The 16239-nt window shown below is 52.1% G+C and carries 11 protein-coding genes and 1 pseudogene; 3 read left to right on the plus strand and 9 right to left on the minus strand.

Annotation, left to right across the window (positions count from 1 at the left end):
• Positions 1-318 (plus strand): annotated as a pseudogene (locus QMN38_RS12460) (hypothetical protein); the annotation flags it as partial.
• Positions 319-810, plus strand: coding sequence for a type VI secretion system tube protein TssD (gene tssD / locus QMN38_RS12465; RefSeq protein ID WP_271455205.1), 492 nt, complete (start codon positions 319-321; stop codon positions 808-810). It begins immediately after the preceding pseudogene.
• A gap of 94 nt (positions 811-904) precedes the next feature.
• On the opposite strand, the gene symE is transcribed toward tssD, so the two are convergent.
• From symE to btsT, 7 genes are all read right to left on the minus strand, one after another.
• The gene (symE, locus tag QMN38_RS12470) at positions 905-1249 is read right to left on the minus strand and encodes an endoribonuclease SymE (RefSeq protein WP_323605151.1); all 345 of its coding nucleotides are present in this window, start codon (positions 1247-1249) and stop codon (positions 905-907) included.
• 229 nt (positions 1250-1478) lie between these two features.
• The gene (locus QMN38_RS12475) at positions 1479-4736 is read right to left on the minus strand and encodes a type I restriction endonuclease subunit R (protein ID WP_323605152.1); all 3258 of its coding nucleotides are present in this window, start codon (positions 4734-4736) and stop codon (positions 1479-1481) included.
• Positions 4733-6019, minus strand: a complete 1287-nt coding sequence (locus QMN38_RS12480; RefSeq protein ID WP_323605153.1) for a restriction endonuclease subunit S — start codon at positions 6017-6019, stop codon at positions 4733-4735. Before QMN38_RS12480 ends, QMN38_RS12475 begins: the two co-directional genes overlap by 4 nt.
• Positions 6019-8364 (minus strand): type I restriction-modification system subunit M, encoded by a 2346-nt coding sequence (locus QMN38_RS12485; protein ID WP_323605154.1) that lies wholly within the window; start codon positions 8362-8364, stop codon positions 6019-6021. The genes QMN38_RS12480 and QMN38_RS12485 overlap by 1 nt, the downstream gene beginning before the upstream one ends.
• A gap of 304 nt (positions 8365-8668) precedes the next feature.
• A complete protein-coding gene (gene yjiA / locus QMN38_RS12490; protein WP_323605155.1) occupies positions 8669-9625 on the minus strand; it encodes a GTPase in 957 nt (318 codons plus the stop codon).
• Positions 9626-9637: 12 nt separating this feature from the next.
• Positions 9638-9832, minus strand: a complete 195-nt coding sequence (locus tag QMN38_RS12495; protein WP_003830038.1) for a YbdD/YjiX family protein — start codon at positions 9830-9832, stop codon at positions 9638-9640.
• Between the two features lie 106 nt (positions 9833-9938).
• Complete coding sequence (gene btsT, locus QMN38_RS12500) at positions 9939-12089, minus strand: pyruvate/proton symporter BtsT (protein ID WP_271449399.1); 2151 nt, start codon at positions 12087-12089, stop codon at positions 9939-9941.
• 355 nt (positions 12090-12444) lie between these two features.
• Here btsT and tsr point away from each other — a divergent pair, with 355 nt between their 5' ends.
• Positions 12445-14109, plus strand: coding sequence for a methyl-accepting chemotaxis protein (gene tsr / locus QMN38_RS12505; RefSeq protein WP_271442543.1), 1665 nt, complete (start codon positions 12445-12447; stop codon positions 14107-14109).
• Between the two features lie 187 nt (positions 14110-14296).
• Here the strand turns inward: tsr and QMN38_RS12510 are convergent, their stop codons facing one another.
• Both QMN38_RS12510 and QMN38_RS12515 read right to left on the minus strand, forming a co-directional pair.
• Entirely contained in the window at positions 14297-14812 is a 516-nt protein-coding gene (locus QMN38_RS12510; protein ID WP_271442552.1) for a GNAT family N-acetyltransferase, read from the minus strand.
• Positions 14813-14877: 65 nt separating this feature from the next.
• Positions 14878-16239 (minus strand): MFS transporter, encoded by a 1362-nt coding sequence (locus tag QMN38_RS12515; protein WP_271442544.1) that lies wholly within the window; start codon positions 16237-16239, stop codon positions 14878-14880.

Consider the following 16239-nt stretch of genomic DNA (forward strand, 5'->3'; position numbering starts at 1 on the left):
GCTGATAGAAACAGAAGCCACTGGAGCACCTCAAAAACACCATCATACACTAAATCAGTAAGTTGGCAGCATCACCCTGAAGCCATTCCACATAATCCAGCCGGTGTTCTGGCTATTCTCAACGATAAGAGACCATTGCTGACTATTGAGCAGATATGTGCATTTGCCTCTTTCCCTCAGTCAGAAGACGAAATGAATAAGCTATTTGTTAACTCCATCAGGGAAATGTATAAGATCAAAACGGCAGAAGGGAAACGGTGTATTGCGGTCATGATCAATACTGTCGAAAATTCTGTTCCCTTTAATAAGGATTTATAAATGGCTATCCCTGGATATATGTCACTAATCGATGATGCTGGTAATGTTATCAAAGGTAGTGTGATGGTAAAAGACCGTGAAAATCAGATCGAGGTTTTAGGTTTGTATCATAATGTGAGTTACAACTCTGACTTGCATAATGGAAGAGTGTTGAGTAAACGTCAACATCGTCCATTTTTAATTGAAAAGGAAATTGATGCTTCTAGTGTGCTTTTGTATAAAGCATTAAGTACCGGAGAAACATTAAGGAAAGCGGCTATTGATCTCTATCGAATAAATGATGCTGGTCAGGAAGAGGTCTATTTTACGATAACCCTGGAAGATGTGAAAGTCGTTACGATTTTTTCACTGATGCACGATGTTAAAGATACTTATTACGAAAAACAGACCCATCTTGAACTTGCCCAGTTCCGCTACAAGAAGATTACCTGGCACTATCATGATGGGAATATAGTCCACTCTGATGATTGGGATTATCGCTTAGGGTCTTGAGTAAATGGCTCAGGACAAAATGATGTCACCCTGAGCCGTAATGCAATCAATACACGGCGCTTATACACCTGAGCGCCGTCTGGCATCTGAGAAGTTATCCCTGCTTGCGCGGCCTCGCTGAAATCACGTCGATAAACTCCTGCACCTGCTGTTGTTTACGCGCGGACAGCTTGCACACCCGATGCAGGGACTGTAATAACGCGGGCTCTTCCGGCTCCGGCAGCTTTGTCGTCAGCACAATGCAGCCGGGCATCACTCTGACATCGAATTTGCAGCCGGTGGCGAAACCGGCCGCTTCCAGCCACTGGCCTTTCATAATAATTGCCGGAACATGCGTGTAATCCGGATAACGACTCGCATAAGTGACGGTGCCCAGACGGTTATTTGCCGGGGAGACTTCTGGATCGGTGAATTCTGCAATAGAATGCGGGGTAGTCATGATGGCTATTCCTTCGAAATAGTGATTGTGATTAGCGAGGCGCTCGTGTTCCACCACGGGTGCCTTGCGAAAAATAACACCTGTAAAAATAACCAGTAAATAAAAATAAAGCCAGCTAAAAATAGACAATAATAAACGCGTAACTGGAAATATAAATACGGGAATTATATTGAAGGGAAATACAAAGTAGGCCGGATAAGCAAAGCGCCATCCGGCAATAATCAACACATTATGCAGGCAACGTTAAATGACCCGTCGCCATATCAAACATCAGGCGGGCAAAGCCCTTAGCGCACTGCGGGTTAGATAAATACTGCAGCATAAATTCTTGTCGCGCTTCGTCGCTGTCCATCACCGCGTCGTCCACCGCCTTGAAAAAATCGCCTAATATCGCCTGCTCGGGACTGTTATTCCTGATTTGTTTCATCACGGTTTCATTCTCACTGATTTTATTAAACACGGTCATTGCGCTGCTGAGCATATCTTTATCCGTCAGATGGTCGGTGATAAACAGCTCATTCATGCGCGACAAAATATGCGACAGAAATTCCTCTTTCTTGTCTTTTGGTTTTGCCGTACCCACGTCGTTGCTGGGATCGAGCGTATATTCTGCAGCATCTTCCTGTAATTTCAGATGCTGCTCGTGGATCTTCGATAAGCGATAGTGGCTCATTTCCACGTTGCTGAGATCGATCTCGTCTTCCTCCAGCCGCTGTTCGTGCAACAAAGGTCGTAGATGGCGGGCGAACAGGCTGAGCTTTTCCAGATCTTTATCATCGTATTCGACGATCTGCGACATAAACTCGTAAAAACGCACAAAGCTGCCGAGATCCTTCTTGAAAATCTCCAGCCGATCTTTTTCCTGCTTGCAGGCTTTGAAGCTGTTTTCAGCGTTGGTGATCAGCACTACATCGCCGGTTTTTTTGGTTCTTTCGAACATCTCTTTGGCGGTCAGATAAGCGTCGATAGCGAGGGCGTAGCGCTTCTGCCAGCGCTCAACGGCCGGGCGACAGATATTACTGATGGCGGCGTTGGATTTATTCTTTGTAAAAAACGCGTCACAGAACTGATCCACCTCGTTCCACTGAAAAATCTGGCTGGCACGTAGTTTCTCAAACAGATCAAATACCTGCTGGGGATCGCTGACGTCGGTCAGCTCGGCGGTCTGATAATAGGGCTGGAAAGCATCCAGAATATCCTGCGGCTCGTTATAAAAATCGAGCACAAAAGTGCCGGACTCCGCTTTGCCCGGATAGGTACGATTCAGACGAGAAAGCGTCTGGACGCACTCAACGCCGCCGAGGGCTTTATCGACATACATGGCGCACAGCTTAGGCTGGTCAAAACCGGTCTGGAATTTATTGGCAACCAGCATCACCTGATAATCATCGCTATCGAACGCTTTGCGCATATCCCGGCCTTTCAGCCCCGGATTCATGTTTGCTTCTGTGAACTTCTGGTTCAGTAATGCGTCGCTGTTAGGGTCGCTCCCCTGAAACTCGACTTCGCCGGAAAACGCCACCATGGCGCTGATTTTTGTATAACGGTTTTCGGCGATGTACTTATCAAATGCCAGTTTGTAACGTACCGCCGCCTTGCGTGAGCTGGTGACCACCATCGCTTTTGCCTGCCCGCCGAGCAGGTTCATCACATGCTTGCGAAAGTGCTCGACGATCACTTTCACCTTCTGCGAGACGTTGTAATCGTGCAGCGTGACCCATTGGTTTAGCCTGACTTTGGCCCGGTTGCTGTCCACTTCGCGGTCTTTATCTTCCAGCTTTTGCAGCAACTGATACGCCACTTTATAGCTGGTGTAGTTTTTCAGTACATCGAGAATAAAGCCTTCCTCAATGGCCTGACGCATGGTGTATACGTGGAATGCCGCCGGTTTGTTGGTGGCCGATGCCGGTTCGCCTGGGTGCGGGAGGCGACCAAAAAGCTCCAGCGTTTTGGCTTTCGGCGTGGCGGTGAACGCATAATAGTTCAGATTGCCGCTGTTGCGACGCGCGGCAATAGTGGCGTTGAGGCTGTCCTCTGACGACAGTACCGTGTCGTCGTCCCGCTCTTCACTCATCAGCACTTCTTTTAGCTGCCGCGCCGTGGACCCGCTTTGCGACGAGTGCGCTTCATCGGCAATCACCGCGTATTTACGCTGTTTCAGGCTGACGCTGTTTTCAATCGCTTTCAGTACGAACGGGAAGGTCTGGATGGTGACGATAATAATCGGCTGCGAGTGTTCCAGCGCGCTGCCCAGCTTTTCCGACTTGGAGCCATCGCCCTCTTTATTATTTATACGCCCGACCACGCCGTCGGCATGTTCGAACTGGTAGATGGTGTCCTGCAGCTGATCGTCGAGCACCGTGCGATCGGTAACCACGATAACCGAGTGAAACCGCTTCTCGCCGCTGTCATCATACAGGCGAGACAACTGGTGCGCAGTCCAGGCGATGGAGTTCGACTTGCCGGAACCGGCGCTGTGCTGGATCAGATATTTGTTACCGGTCCCCTCGAGCGCCGCGGCCTGTAGCAGTTTGTTGACTACATCCCACTGGTGATAGCGCGGGAAGATCAGGCTCTCTTTTTTGTACTTCTGCCCGTTCCAGTCCTCTTTCTCTTCGATTTGCAGATGTACGAAGCTGGCGAGGATTTTCAGCAGGTTATCCGGCTGCAGTACTTCATTCCACAGATAGTCGGTCGCATAGCGGCCCGCGTCTTCCGGGATGTCATTGCCCGCGCCGCCTACTTTTGTGCCTTTATTGAATGGCAGGAAGAAGGTGTCGTCGCCCGCGAGTTTGGTCGCCATATAGACGTCGAACTGGCTGACGGCGAAGTGCACCAGCGCCCCGCGCTTAAAGGTAAGCAGCGGTTCGGGCTTATTGGTAGCCGGGTCTTTCGGCAGACGGGTTTTCTTATACTGGGTGATGGCGTTCTGTACCGCCTGTTTAAACTCGGATTTCAGCTCCAGCGTGGCAACCGGCAGACCGTTGATAAACAGCACCAGATCGATACGCCAGCGTTTGGCCTTCAGATCGTTTTTTTGGGGCGCACTGGCGTACGGACTGTAGACCAGCTCCGGCACGATCCGGCAGAGATTCTGCCGATAGCGCGCGAGGGTGTCCGGGTTGAGCGTATGTTCCGGTTTAAACTGGCAGAGAAAAAAGCGCGCGTTGCGGATTTTCAGGCCATGACGCAGTACGCCGAGCGTGCCCCAACTGCGCGAGAGCATATCGGTGGCGTTGATGTCGGCTTTTTGCAGTTGAGTGACCAGGTTATCGAGAAAATGACGTTCGGTGTCATTGGGGTAAACCTTCGCGAATTTTTCCCACTCCTGCGGCTGGGTGGTTTGCACGAATTGCAGCGTGTCCTGTACGTAGAGCGCGCGTTCGCGATCGTAGCCGTCGCTTTTGCCGACAATCCAGCCGTTGGCGGACATCTGGCGGATGATATCGTTTTGCAGGTTTATCTCGCGAGTAATGTCGGGGGTCATAGGATGGCCTCCGCTTCGGCTGTGGTTTGCTCGTCTGGAGCGCGCCAGTGGCGGACGTCGATTTTGCCGGTGACGGCGGAGGAAATAAGGGCAGTGCGGCGTTCTTTGAGGAGGGCGATTTGCTGGAGTTGTTTTTCGATTAAGTTATCAATCTTTAAAATTGTCATATCGATATATTTTATTATTTCTCCCATATCATCATTTGGAAGTGATATTTTAAACCCACCTAAGTCATCGGAGGATAACTCTAAAAATGTACTTCCTCTACCAAGATTATTTAGAGGGGAGTTAAAGGTTAAAAGAGAATAGTAGATGTATTTACTTAATTGAGCACTGAAAGTAACTAATGACTTACACCCTTGATTTGTACATGCAGATTTTTTTGTGATCGCAAGGGAACCAATGGGGGCTCTTGATGATAAAATGACAGTATTTGCTGGGACCATAGTGGTACCACATGATAAAAAACCAGAATTAGTTATCTTTCTCAGACTATCATTAACTTGTATAGTCTCTTTGTGACTCAGATCCGTTGGTGTAAACCAATCTATATCACCATCCCAATATTCCTCAATACTAGATTTAGGGGTTGAGCCGTTAACTATCTTGCATATGTTTTTTATAGCTACGCAATTCCAATTTCGCGGGATAGCGCCCAGCCACTCAATACCCGAATCTTTCATCTGCACATCAGGATTTAGCCCTTTGGTCACCGCATGGCTAATCACTGCCTGACGTTTTTCTTTTAGTAGCTCAATGAGTTGTTGCTGTTTTTCGATCAGGATGTCGATTTTTGCAGTTTCGTGATGTAAAAAATCAATGATCCCTCTACGTTCAGATTCCACTCGTGGTATTGAAAATTTATAATTACTTAAATGTTCCTGTGTCATACTAGGCAGAGCTGTATTTGTTGAATAACGAGAAAATTGTATCGTTAGGGCTAGGTAGTAAAGATACTTTGCATCCACACCTTTATTTAATTCAGTGTAGTACATTGTATCTACTGTCCAGAACGGCTTATTTATATATAATGGTTTATCAATAGTCCCTTTGCGTCCTAGCAATACAGATGGCTTGTCATACATAAATTTGGAAGCAAACGTAAATTGTCCACCTGAACCAATAACAGGATAGCCATCTTCTACCTGAACAGATTTATAATCTTGGCCATTCTTTATGGTTGCTAGATTTTTTAATCTACAAACTACCCAATGTGTTGGTATCTCCCCCAACCACTCCACCCCAGAATCCTTATACTCCGGATACGTCTTATACTTAGCCATCAGGAGTGTACCTCCCGCAGCAGCTGCATAATCTCGGCGCTTACCGCATCCAGGTTAGCATCAATCTCTTCCAGCGATCGCGGCGGCGTATACACATAGAAATGACGATTAAATGGGATCTCGTAACCGACAATGCCGATCTCGCCATCAATCGCATCGCGCTTATCGGCATTGATCCACGCATCCGCCACGTGCGGCAGCACTTCCGCTTTGACGTAGCTCTCGATCAAATCGCTGGTAGAAACGGTGGGATTGAGCGGCACGTTTTCGTTATCACGCAGATCGCCGTCCTGCTCAAACTCCACCACCTGCCCGCGATAGGCAAACGCGCCGTACAGCGGCTGGGCGTCTTCTTTTAATACCTTCTTCACCACCGGCGCGGCGTCCGGGTTTTTGCGGGTTACCGCGTCGATAAACTGCTTGTTCTCTTTGGCATCCAGCTTCACGCCGGCGGTTTTCAGCGCGCTTTTTAAGTCTGTCTGGAACTGATTAAAGTCATCGCTGACGCCGGAAATGCCGCCAGGCTTATCGCCAAACGCGGCCTGAATATGTCGGGCTTTTTCCATTAATCCGCGCTGCGCCAGCCACAGCTTGCTGTCGAGCAGGTCTTTGATTTGCTTCTCTTTCAGCTCGGCAAACTCGGCTTTGATTATGGCGCGGGCTTCGGCTTCTAACGTAGAGAAATCACCGTAACTATCTGTCTGCCAGTGGGTGGCAAATGCGTCAAACAGGCATTCCATCGGCGCGTTAAACGGCTTCGGCGCAAAGCGTAATGCGGCAATGGCCTCATCGGTAATTTGTGCCGACAGGCGCAGCGGGCGCTCAATGGTTAAGCGGCGGTAGCCAAAATCGGTGCTGCTGAAGAGTTTGCTGGCGAAGGTTTTCGGCGCTTCGCTTTTCGCGGTGGTGGCCTGACGACCGCGGCTGGATTTTTGCTCCGGCGCTTTCTCCAGCCCCAGCGCTTCCAGCGTGGTGGTCTCTATCGCCTCAAAATCGCCGAAGGTTCGGGTGATGAGCCGGATATCGTCTTCCCCCATCAGATTACGCTTTGAACCCAGCGACTTGCGCATTTTGCCGCACAGGTTGCTGCCATCAATAAGCTGGACTTTGCCTTTGCGCTCTGGCGCTTTCTTGTTGGAGAGGATCCACACGTAGGTGGCGATACCTGTGTTGTAGAACATATCCGTTGGCAGGGCGATGATGCCTTCCAGCAGATCGGCTTCGAGGATATAACGGCGGATTTCGCTTTCGCCGCTGCCCGCGCCGCCGGTAAATAGCGGGGAGCCGTTGAGGATGATGCCGATGCGCCCGCCGCCGCTGTGGGCATCGCGCATTTTGCTGATCAAATGCAGCAGGAACAGTAAGGATCCATCGGAGACGCGCGGCAGGCCGGGGCCAAAGCGTCCGTCAAAACCTTTCTGTGCATGCTCGTCGCCGATCTCGCCTTCGATCTTTTTCCAGTCCACACCAAACGGCGGGTTGGAGAGCATGTAATCGAATTTCTCGGCGGGTAACTGATCGTTTGAAAGCGTATTGCCGAGCTTGATGCGGCTGACGTCCTGGCCTTTGATCAACATATCGGCCTTACAGATAGCGTACGATTCCGGGTTTAGCTCCTGGCCAAAAGCGCGCATCACCGCATTGGGGTTGAGTTCGTGCAGATATTCCATCCCGGAGGAGAGAAAGCCGCCAGTTCCCGCCGTTGGGTCGTAGATGGTGCGGATAATACCGTCTTTGGTGAGCGCGTCGTCGTCGCCGATGAAAACCAGTGAAGTGGTCAGGCGTACGATATCACGCGGCGTGAAGTGTTCGCCGGCGGTTTCGTTAGACCCTTCGGCAAAGCGGCGGATTAACTCTTCAAACACCAGACCCATTTCATGGTTGGAAATGGCGTTCGGGCTTAAATCCACCGTCGCAAACTTCTGCACCACCTTATACAGCAGATTGGCTTCTTCCAGTTGACTGACAAACTCGCTGAACTTGAAGTGATCGAAAATCTCACGGGCATCGGTGGAGAAGGACTGAACATATTTCTCCAGATTGGCCTTGATGCCGTTTTGCCCCATCTTGCTGAGGTCCATTGGCGAGGTGTTAAAGAACGTCAGGCCATCTGCGGCGCGCAGGAGCATCTTCTCTTGCGCTTCTTCCGGCAAATTGAGTGCTTTAATTTTTTCTGCCTGAGCAAGTACGGCCTCTTTGCTGTCTTCGAGTACACACTCCAGTCGGCGCAGCAGGGTGAAGGGGAGAATAATGCGGCCATATTGTGATTGTTTAAAATCGCCGCGCAGCAGGTCGGCGACCGACCAAAGAAAAGCGGCCGTCTGGGTGAAATTTCCTGATGTCATAAATACTGTCCAGGCCTCTGTGAAGAGGCTTATTTTTTCTTCGAGTGGATAGTCTCCTTTTTACCAGAAATTTGTAAGTTGATCATTTATAACGAATTTTTATAATTTATAGTGATCATTTACCGCTAAAGATCATTTTAATGAATGTTTTTTGGAGAGAGGAAAAACAGCATTCTCGCTCTGCAAGAATGCGATAAACGGTTGGGGAGATATGCCGGATGGCGGCTGCGCCTGATCCGGCCTACGGGAAAGTGCCATTTGTAGGCCCGGTAAGCGTAGCGCCACCGGGCAATTCAGCAGGGGGTTACTTCTTCAATCCCGCAAACGCGGCTTGGATCTCGTCTTCCGGCAGATTAATACCGATAAACACCAGCTGGCTGTGCGGCTGTTCGTCGCCCCACGGGCGGTCCCAGTCGGCGCTGTACAGGCGCTGGACGCCCTGGAACAGCAGGCGATTCGGTTCGCCGTCAATCCACAGCATGCCTTTGTAGCGCAGCAGCTTCTCGGCGGATTCCAGCAGCAGGTTTTCCATCACTCGCGACACGTCGCTGATGTTTACCGGGTAATCCAGCTCGACGACGATCGAGGAGATATCGTTTTGCTTGTCGGCGATAAAGTGGAAGCGCGGTTTGGCGCTGACCATGTTCTCTTCCAGCATAAAACCGTTGGTATCGAACAGTAGCGAAAGGTCGATATCGCCATGCGTGACGGTATACACCGGGGCGCGGGCGTTGATGCGCGCCAGGCGCTCGCGTAGTTTTTCGCTTTCACCGGCGATGTCGGTTTTGGTCAGCAGGATGCGATCGGCGTAGCCGACCTGCGACTGGGCGATGGTGAACTGGTTCATCTGCTCGTCGGCATGTACCGCGTCAACCAGCGCAATCACGCCGTCCAGCAGGTAGCGTTCGCAAATCACTTCATGGGAGAAAAAGGTCTGAATAATCGGGCCGGGATCGGCCATGCCGGTGCATTCAATAACCAGACGGTCAAAATTGATCGCGCCTTTGTCGAGGTTGTCGAGCAGGTCTAACAGCGCGTCTTCCAGCTCACTGGAGCGGGTACAGCAAATGCAGCCGTTAGTCAGGGTTTTGATCTGTGTGGCGCGGTCACCAATCAATTGATCGTCCACCGAGACTTCGCCGAATTCGTTTTCGATCACGGCAATCTTGTAACCGTGCTGCTCGTTGAGAATATGGCGCAGCAGGGTGGTTTTACCCGCGCCAAGAAAACCGGTGAGTAGGGTAACTGCAATCGGGGTCATTCACTTCTCCTTCTAACAGCAACTGCTTCCGCCGCTACCGTAGCGGGCTTCCTGGCGCTCGCGGAAGAATTCTTCGTAGGTCATGTACGGCTTATCGGGATGATTGGTCTTCATGTGTTCGACGTAGTTGTCGTAGTCCGGAATGCCAATCAGCATCTTCGCCGCCTGACCGAGATACTTCTTTGCCTGACCTAAAGTACCAAACATTCTATCGTCCTGTTAATGAATAAAGCCGGATGGCGGCTTACGCCTTATCCGGCCTACGTTAAGTGCATTTTGTAGGCCGGGTAAGCGTGCGCCACCCGGCTTCAGTTTAGTGGTGTGAAGAGGTCTTCACGCCGCCTTCCGGCACCGGTACATACGGTGTCTCTTTATCAGAGCGACCGTTGATGGCGCGGGCTTTCTGCCAGGTACGGAACCCGTAGAAAATGATGCTGTACACCACCACCAGGAACAGAATACTCAGGCCTGCGTTGGTGTAGTTGTTGATGACGATATGGTTCATGTTGGCAATCTGCTGTGCGGTCAGTTCGCCACCGTTGGCAATCTTCTCTTTGTATTGATTCGCCATGAAGAAGAAGCCTTCCATCTGCGGGTTGGTGCTGAACAGTTTCAGACCCAGCGCCCAGGTGGTGCAGATCAGCAGCCATACTGCCGGAACCACGGTCACCCAGATGTATTTGGTACGCTGCATTTTAACCAGTACCACGGTGCCCAGAACCAGCGCCACAGCCGCCAGCATTTGGTTAGAGATACCGAACAGCGGCCACAGGCTCTTAACGCCGCCCAATGGGTCAACCACGCCCTGATACAGCAGGTAGCCCCACAGGCCTACGCAGCCCGCAGTGCCGACGACGCCGGCAACCAGGGAGTCAGTTTTCTTCAGGAACGGCACGAAGTTACCCAGTAAATCCTGCAGCATAAAGCGGCCAGAACGGGTACCTGCATCCAGTGCGGTCAGGATGAACAGTGCTTCGAACAGAATACCGAAGTGGTACCAGAAGCCCATGTCAGCCATTGGCAGGACTTTGTGGAACACGTGAGCAATACCGACAGCCAGCGTTGGTGCGCCACCTGCGCGGTTCAGAACGGACGGTTCACCGATGTCTTTCGCGGTTTGCAGGATCTGCTCAGGCGAAATCACGAAGCCCCAGGAACTGACGGTTGCCGCCGCATGTGCGGTAACGTCTTTCAGTTGCGCCATAATCAGTGGTGCATTTTCACCCCCCATTTCATGCAGGTTCGGCATGGTGATGCCAAGGCCCGCAGGTGGGGTGTTCATTGCGAAGTACAGGCCCGGTTCGATGATGGAAGCAGCAACCAGTGCCATAATTGCGACGAAGGATTCCATCAGCATCGCGCCGTAACCGATAAAGCGCGCATCAGTTTCACAGGCCAGCAGTTTCGGTGTGGTACCGGAAGCAATCAGCGCGTGGAAGCCAGATACCGCACCACACGCGATGGTGATGAACAGGAACGGGAACAGCGCACCTTTCCACAGCGGACCCGTACCATCAACATACTGGGTCATTGCCGGCATTTTCAGTTCCGGGTTGAGGATAACAATCCCCACAGCCAGACCGACGATAACGCCAATTTTCAGGAAGGTCGCCAGATAGTCGCGCGGCGCGAGGATCAGCCATACCGGCAGCAGCGCGGAGATAAACGCGTAACCGATCAGGGTGAAGGTAATGGTGGTGTCTTTAAAGGTCAGCGCCGGGCCCCAGTACGGGTCGTGTGCAATCACACCGCCGAAGTAGATAGAAGCAACCAGCAGCACAATACCAATCACCGATACTTCACCCACACGTCCTGGGCGCAGGAATCGCATGTAGATCCCCATAAATAGCGCGATAGGTACGGTTGAGCAGACGGTGAACACACCCCACGGGCTTTCTGCCAGCGCTTTTACCACGATCAACGCCAGTACCGCGAGGATGATGATCATGATTAAGAAGCAGCCGAACAGCGCAATGGTTCCCGGTACCGGGCCCATCTCTTCTTTGATCATCTCGCCCAGAGAGGCGCCGTTACGGCGGGAAGAGATAAACAGCACCATGAAGTCCTGCACCGCACCAGCCAGTACCACGCCGGCCAGCAGCCACAGCGTACCGGGCAGGTAGCCCATCTGCGCGGCCAGTACCGGCCCAACCAGCGGACCTGCACCTGCGATAGCAGCAAAGTGGTGACCGAACAACACGTTACGGTTGGTTGGTACGTAGTTCAGACCATCATTGTTGATGACCGCCGGCGTGGCACGCGTCGGGTCAAGTTTCATCACCTTTTGAGCGATGTAGAGACTGTAGTAACGATAGGCCACCAGATAAACGGAAACAGAGGCGACCACGATCCACAGGGCGCTGATGTGTTCACCCCGACGTAATGCCACTACCGAGAGGCAGAATGCACCGATGATGCCGAGAATTACCCAGGGTATGTGCTTGAATATCTTTTTCGTATCCATAGTAAAACCTAATAATTGGCCGAGGCCGCTGGGGGGTTGATTGTGTGTTTGAGGAGATAAGTTGACTGCTATGTTGGGAGGATCTTGCCAGAGAGTTACGCGCGTAAAGTAAGGTAAATAAGTGAGTGGTTGTATGTCAGCTTAAGCGGTCCCAAGTGTCAGTGAGCGGTTCCTGGTGCTGGTGAGTGGGGATAATTATGTGATTGAGATCACTGATAAACGCCTTTAGATCCTGGGTTGACTGCGGACATCGACGAATCGTCGATGCTGAGATCGATTCAGTTAGCACGAATTCCATAAAGTTTTCCCTTTCCAGGCCGAAAATTCTGACATCTGTCTAGCGGAAAGAGAAAACATGTTAAAACGAATGAAGATTGTTACCAGCTTACTGCTGGTATTGGCGCTATTTGGCGTTTTACAACTGGCCTCGGGCGGGTTGTTCTTTAACTCACTTAAGAATGACAAAGAGAACTTTACCGTTCTGCAAACCATTCGCCAGCAGCAGTCTGCGCTGAATGCCACCTGGGTTGAACTGCTGCAAACGCGAAACACCCTTAACCGGGCGGGTATTCGCTACATGATGGATCAGAGCAATATCGGCAGCGGTGCGACCGTTGCTGAACTGATGCAGGTAGCGAGCACGGCGCTGAAACTGACGGAAAAAAACTGGGCGGTCTATGAGTCTCTCCCGCGTGACCCGCGTCAAAGTGAAGCCGCTTTCCAGGAGATCAACCGCACCTATGACATCTACCATGGTGCGCTGGCGGAGCTGATCCAACTGTTGGGTGAAGGGAAGATCAACGCATTCTTTGATCAACCGACGCAAAGCTATCAGGATGGTTTTGAGAAGCAGTATGTCAATTACATGCAGCAGAATGACCGTCTGTATGACATCGCGGTTGAAGATAACAACAGCTCTTACAGCCAGGCGATGTGGGTACTGGCGTGCGTGCTGATTACCGTGCTGGCGGCGATTGTCGCGGTCTGGTTCGGTATTAAACTTTCTCTTATTTCTCCGATGAACCGTCTGATTGACAGCATTCGCCATATCGCCAGCGGCGATCTGGTAAAGCGTATTGATGTGGAAGGGTCCAACGAGATTGGGCAACTGGCAGAAAGCCTGCGTCATATGCAGGGTGAGCTGATGAACACCGTGGGTGATGTGCGTAATGGCGCTAACGCTATCTATAGCGGTGCCAGCGAGATTGCGATGGGTAACAACGATCTCTCTTCACGTACCGAGCAGCAGGCTGCATCTCTGGAAGAAACCGCGGCCAGCATGGAACAGCTGACGGCCACCGTGAAGCAGAACGCCGAAAACGCCCGTCAGGCCAGCCATCTTGCGCTGAGTGCCTCAGAAACGGCGCAGAAAGGCGGAAAAGTGGTGGATAACGTGGTGCAAACCATGCGTGATATCGCTTCCAGTTCGCAGAAAATTGCCGATATTATCAGCGTGATCGACGGCATTGCCTTCCAGACCAACATCCTGGCGTTGAACGCGGCAGTAGAAGCTGCGCGTGCAGGTGAGCAGGGACGTGGGTTTGCGGTGGTGGCGGGTGAAGTCCGTAACCTGGCCCAGCGCAGTGCGCAGGCTGCCCGCGAAATCAAAAGCCTGATTGAAGATTCAGTAAGTCGTGTCGATGTGGGTTCAACACTGGTAGAAAGCGCCGGTGAAACCATGGATGAGATCGTTAATGCGGTGACCCGTGTGACCGATATCATGGGTGAAATCGCTTCGGCTTCTGATGAACAGAGCCGTGGTATCGACCAGGTGGGCCTGGCCGTTGCTGAGATGGATCGCGTGACGCAGCAGAACGCCTCGCTGGTGGAAGAATCCGCTGCTGCCGCTGCCGCATTGGAAGAACAGGCCAGCCGTCTGACTCAGGCCGTTGCGGTGTTCCGTATTCAGCATGATCAACAGCGTGCTCGCGATGTCGCGACCGCAAAACCCGCGCCAGCAACCGTACAGCCACGCAAAGCCGCGGTAGCGGATGCCGGTGATAACTGGGAAACGTTTTAAGCCTGTGATGCCGGATGGCGCTGTCGCTTATCCGGCCTACGGGGAAAGGTTACGTAGTTGCCGGATGGTGCTGTCGCTTATCCGGCCTACGGGGAAAGGTTACGTAGTTGCCGGATGGCGCTGTCGCTTATCTGGCCTACGGGGAAAGGTTACGTAGGCCCGATAAGGCGTAGCTGCCATCGGGCAATTAGCGCAATATCAGGCGCATGGCGCAGCGTGATTCAAACGCCAGGCCGTGCGCTGCTTCTTCTTCTCTTTTCTGGCGCAGTGGTGTAGAAAGCGCCTCATCTGTCAGCATCTCAAACCCCAGACCGGCGTAGAAGGGCGCGTTCCATGGCACATCGCGAAAGGTGGTCAGTGTGAGTGATGCATACCCTTTTTCCCGCGCCTGTTCAGCGACGTAGCGAATCAACCCCCGACCAATCCCTTTCCCCTGCCAGCCCAGATGCAGAGAAACTTCAGCAATAAACAGCGATGATGCAATCGGTTCTGCCAGCAAAAAGCCAACGGGAGAGTTGTCTGCCAGTGCCAGCCAGCTCATCTCGTTGTCAACATAGTGCTGATGTTGGGAGAGCGTAACGGTGTGACCATCGGCGAGCCATGCCAGTGAAGGAATGCGCAGGAAGCGCTGTCCTGCGGAGTGTTCGATGTCTGGCAGGATTGGGGTATCGACCTGGGTTGTGGGGCGGAAAGTGATTTTCATGGAGGCAGTATAGCGGGCTTTGGCGCAGGTCCGGTAATGTACGATTACCGGACCCTTACAGAGCATCACTCCTGACGTGGGTCGCTGATTGGCTGACGAACCAGGAAGATATAGGCGAGCGCGCCTACCATGGTGACGCAACCGCAGATGATCAGCGCCAGGCGGAAAGAGTTGGTGGTATCCACAATAAAGCCGGTAACGATCGGCGCGAAGGACGCGCAGATAAAGCTGGCAAAGTTCTGGATACTGCCCACGGAGGCGGTCATACGTGAGGCAACAGCGACGTGGATCAGCCCCCAGCAGGAGGTGCCGGCGAAGTGAATGCAGAACAGCGCCATACCGATCAGGAGTACCGCAGCCATTGATGTTGTTGCCTGTGGCACGACAAACGTGAAGGCAGCGGAGCAGAACATCCCGGCGATAATACAAATCTTCCGACTCTTAATCGGCGCCATACCGCCTTTCACCAGCCAGTCGGTGACAAAACCGTTGATCAACATCCCGGCTGCGCCAAACAGGAACGGGATCGCCGCCATTAATCCGGTGCTTTTTAAATCCAGGTTGTAGGACGTTTGCAGATAACCAGGCAGCCAGGCCAGATATAACCATGCCGTGTAGTTGATACCGCTAAAGCCCAGCATCATGCCCCACATGGTGCGGTTGCGGAACAGGCTGCGCCATTCGGCAAAGCTCAAAGGATCGCGACGCGCGTTGACACTGCCGGCGTTCAGGTACGCCTGCTCGGTGGCGCTCAGTTCAATCTGTTCGCGGTTGCGGTACAGCATGTACCAGCCGATAGCGAGGAAAATACCCAGCACACCGATGGTGATGAACATCCAGCGCCAGCCCATGACCAGCATCATGGCAGCCAGAATTGGCGGACTAATGGCCACCCCGATCGTTGACGCGGCGTTGAATAACCCCATCGGACGACCGCGTTCTTTGATGTTAAACCAGTCGTTGATGACCTTTACGCCACATGGGTTCATTGGTGCTTCACCAATCCCCATCCCAATACGTACCAACACAAACTGGGTGAAGCTGTGCACCATGCCAGACATCGCCTGGAACAGCGACCAGAAGAACATCCCCAGTCCCAGCATGATGCGCGGACCTTTACGATCCAGCAGCGGGCCGCAGGGAAGTTGCGCAATACCATATGCGAGAGAAAAGACCGACAGCAGCACGCCGATTTGTGTGGCGCTGAGTCCCAGTTCTTCGCGAATAGTTAAGTTTGCTACCGACAGTGAACTGCGGTCGAGGTAATTAATCACCGCAGCAAAAAATAATAAAATCATTGCTGTGGTCTGAATGCGCTTTATTCGACTACTGCGTTGCACCATGCCTTCTGGCGGAACATTAATATCCGCAGATGACGAGGTGCCAAACGAAGAACTCGGGTCGAGGGTAATATTATTTTTTTCCAC

The sequence above is a fragment of the Citrobacter sp. R-1.5.2 genome (assembly GCF_035064245.1).
Taxonomy (GTDB): domain Bacteria; phylum Pseudomonadota; class Gammaproteobacteria; order Enterobacterales; family Enterobacteriaceae; genus Citrobacter.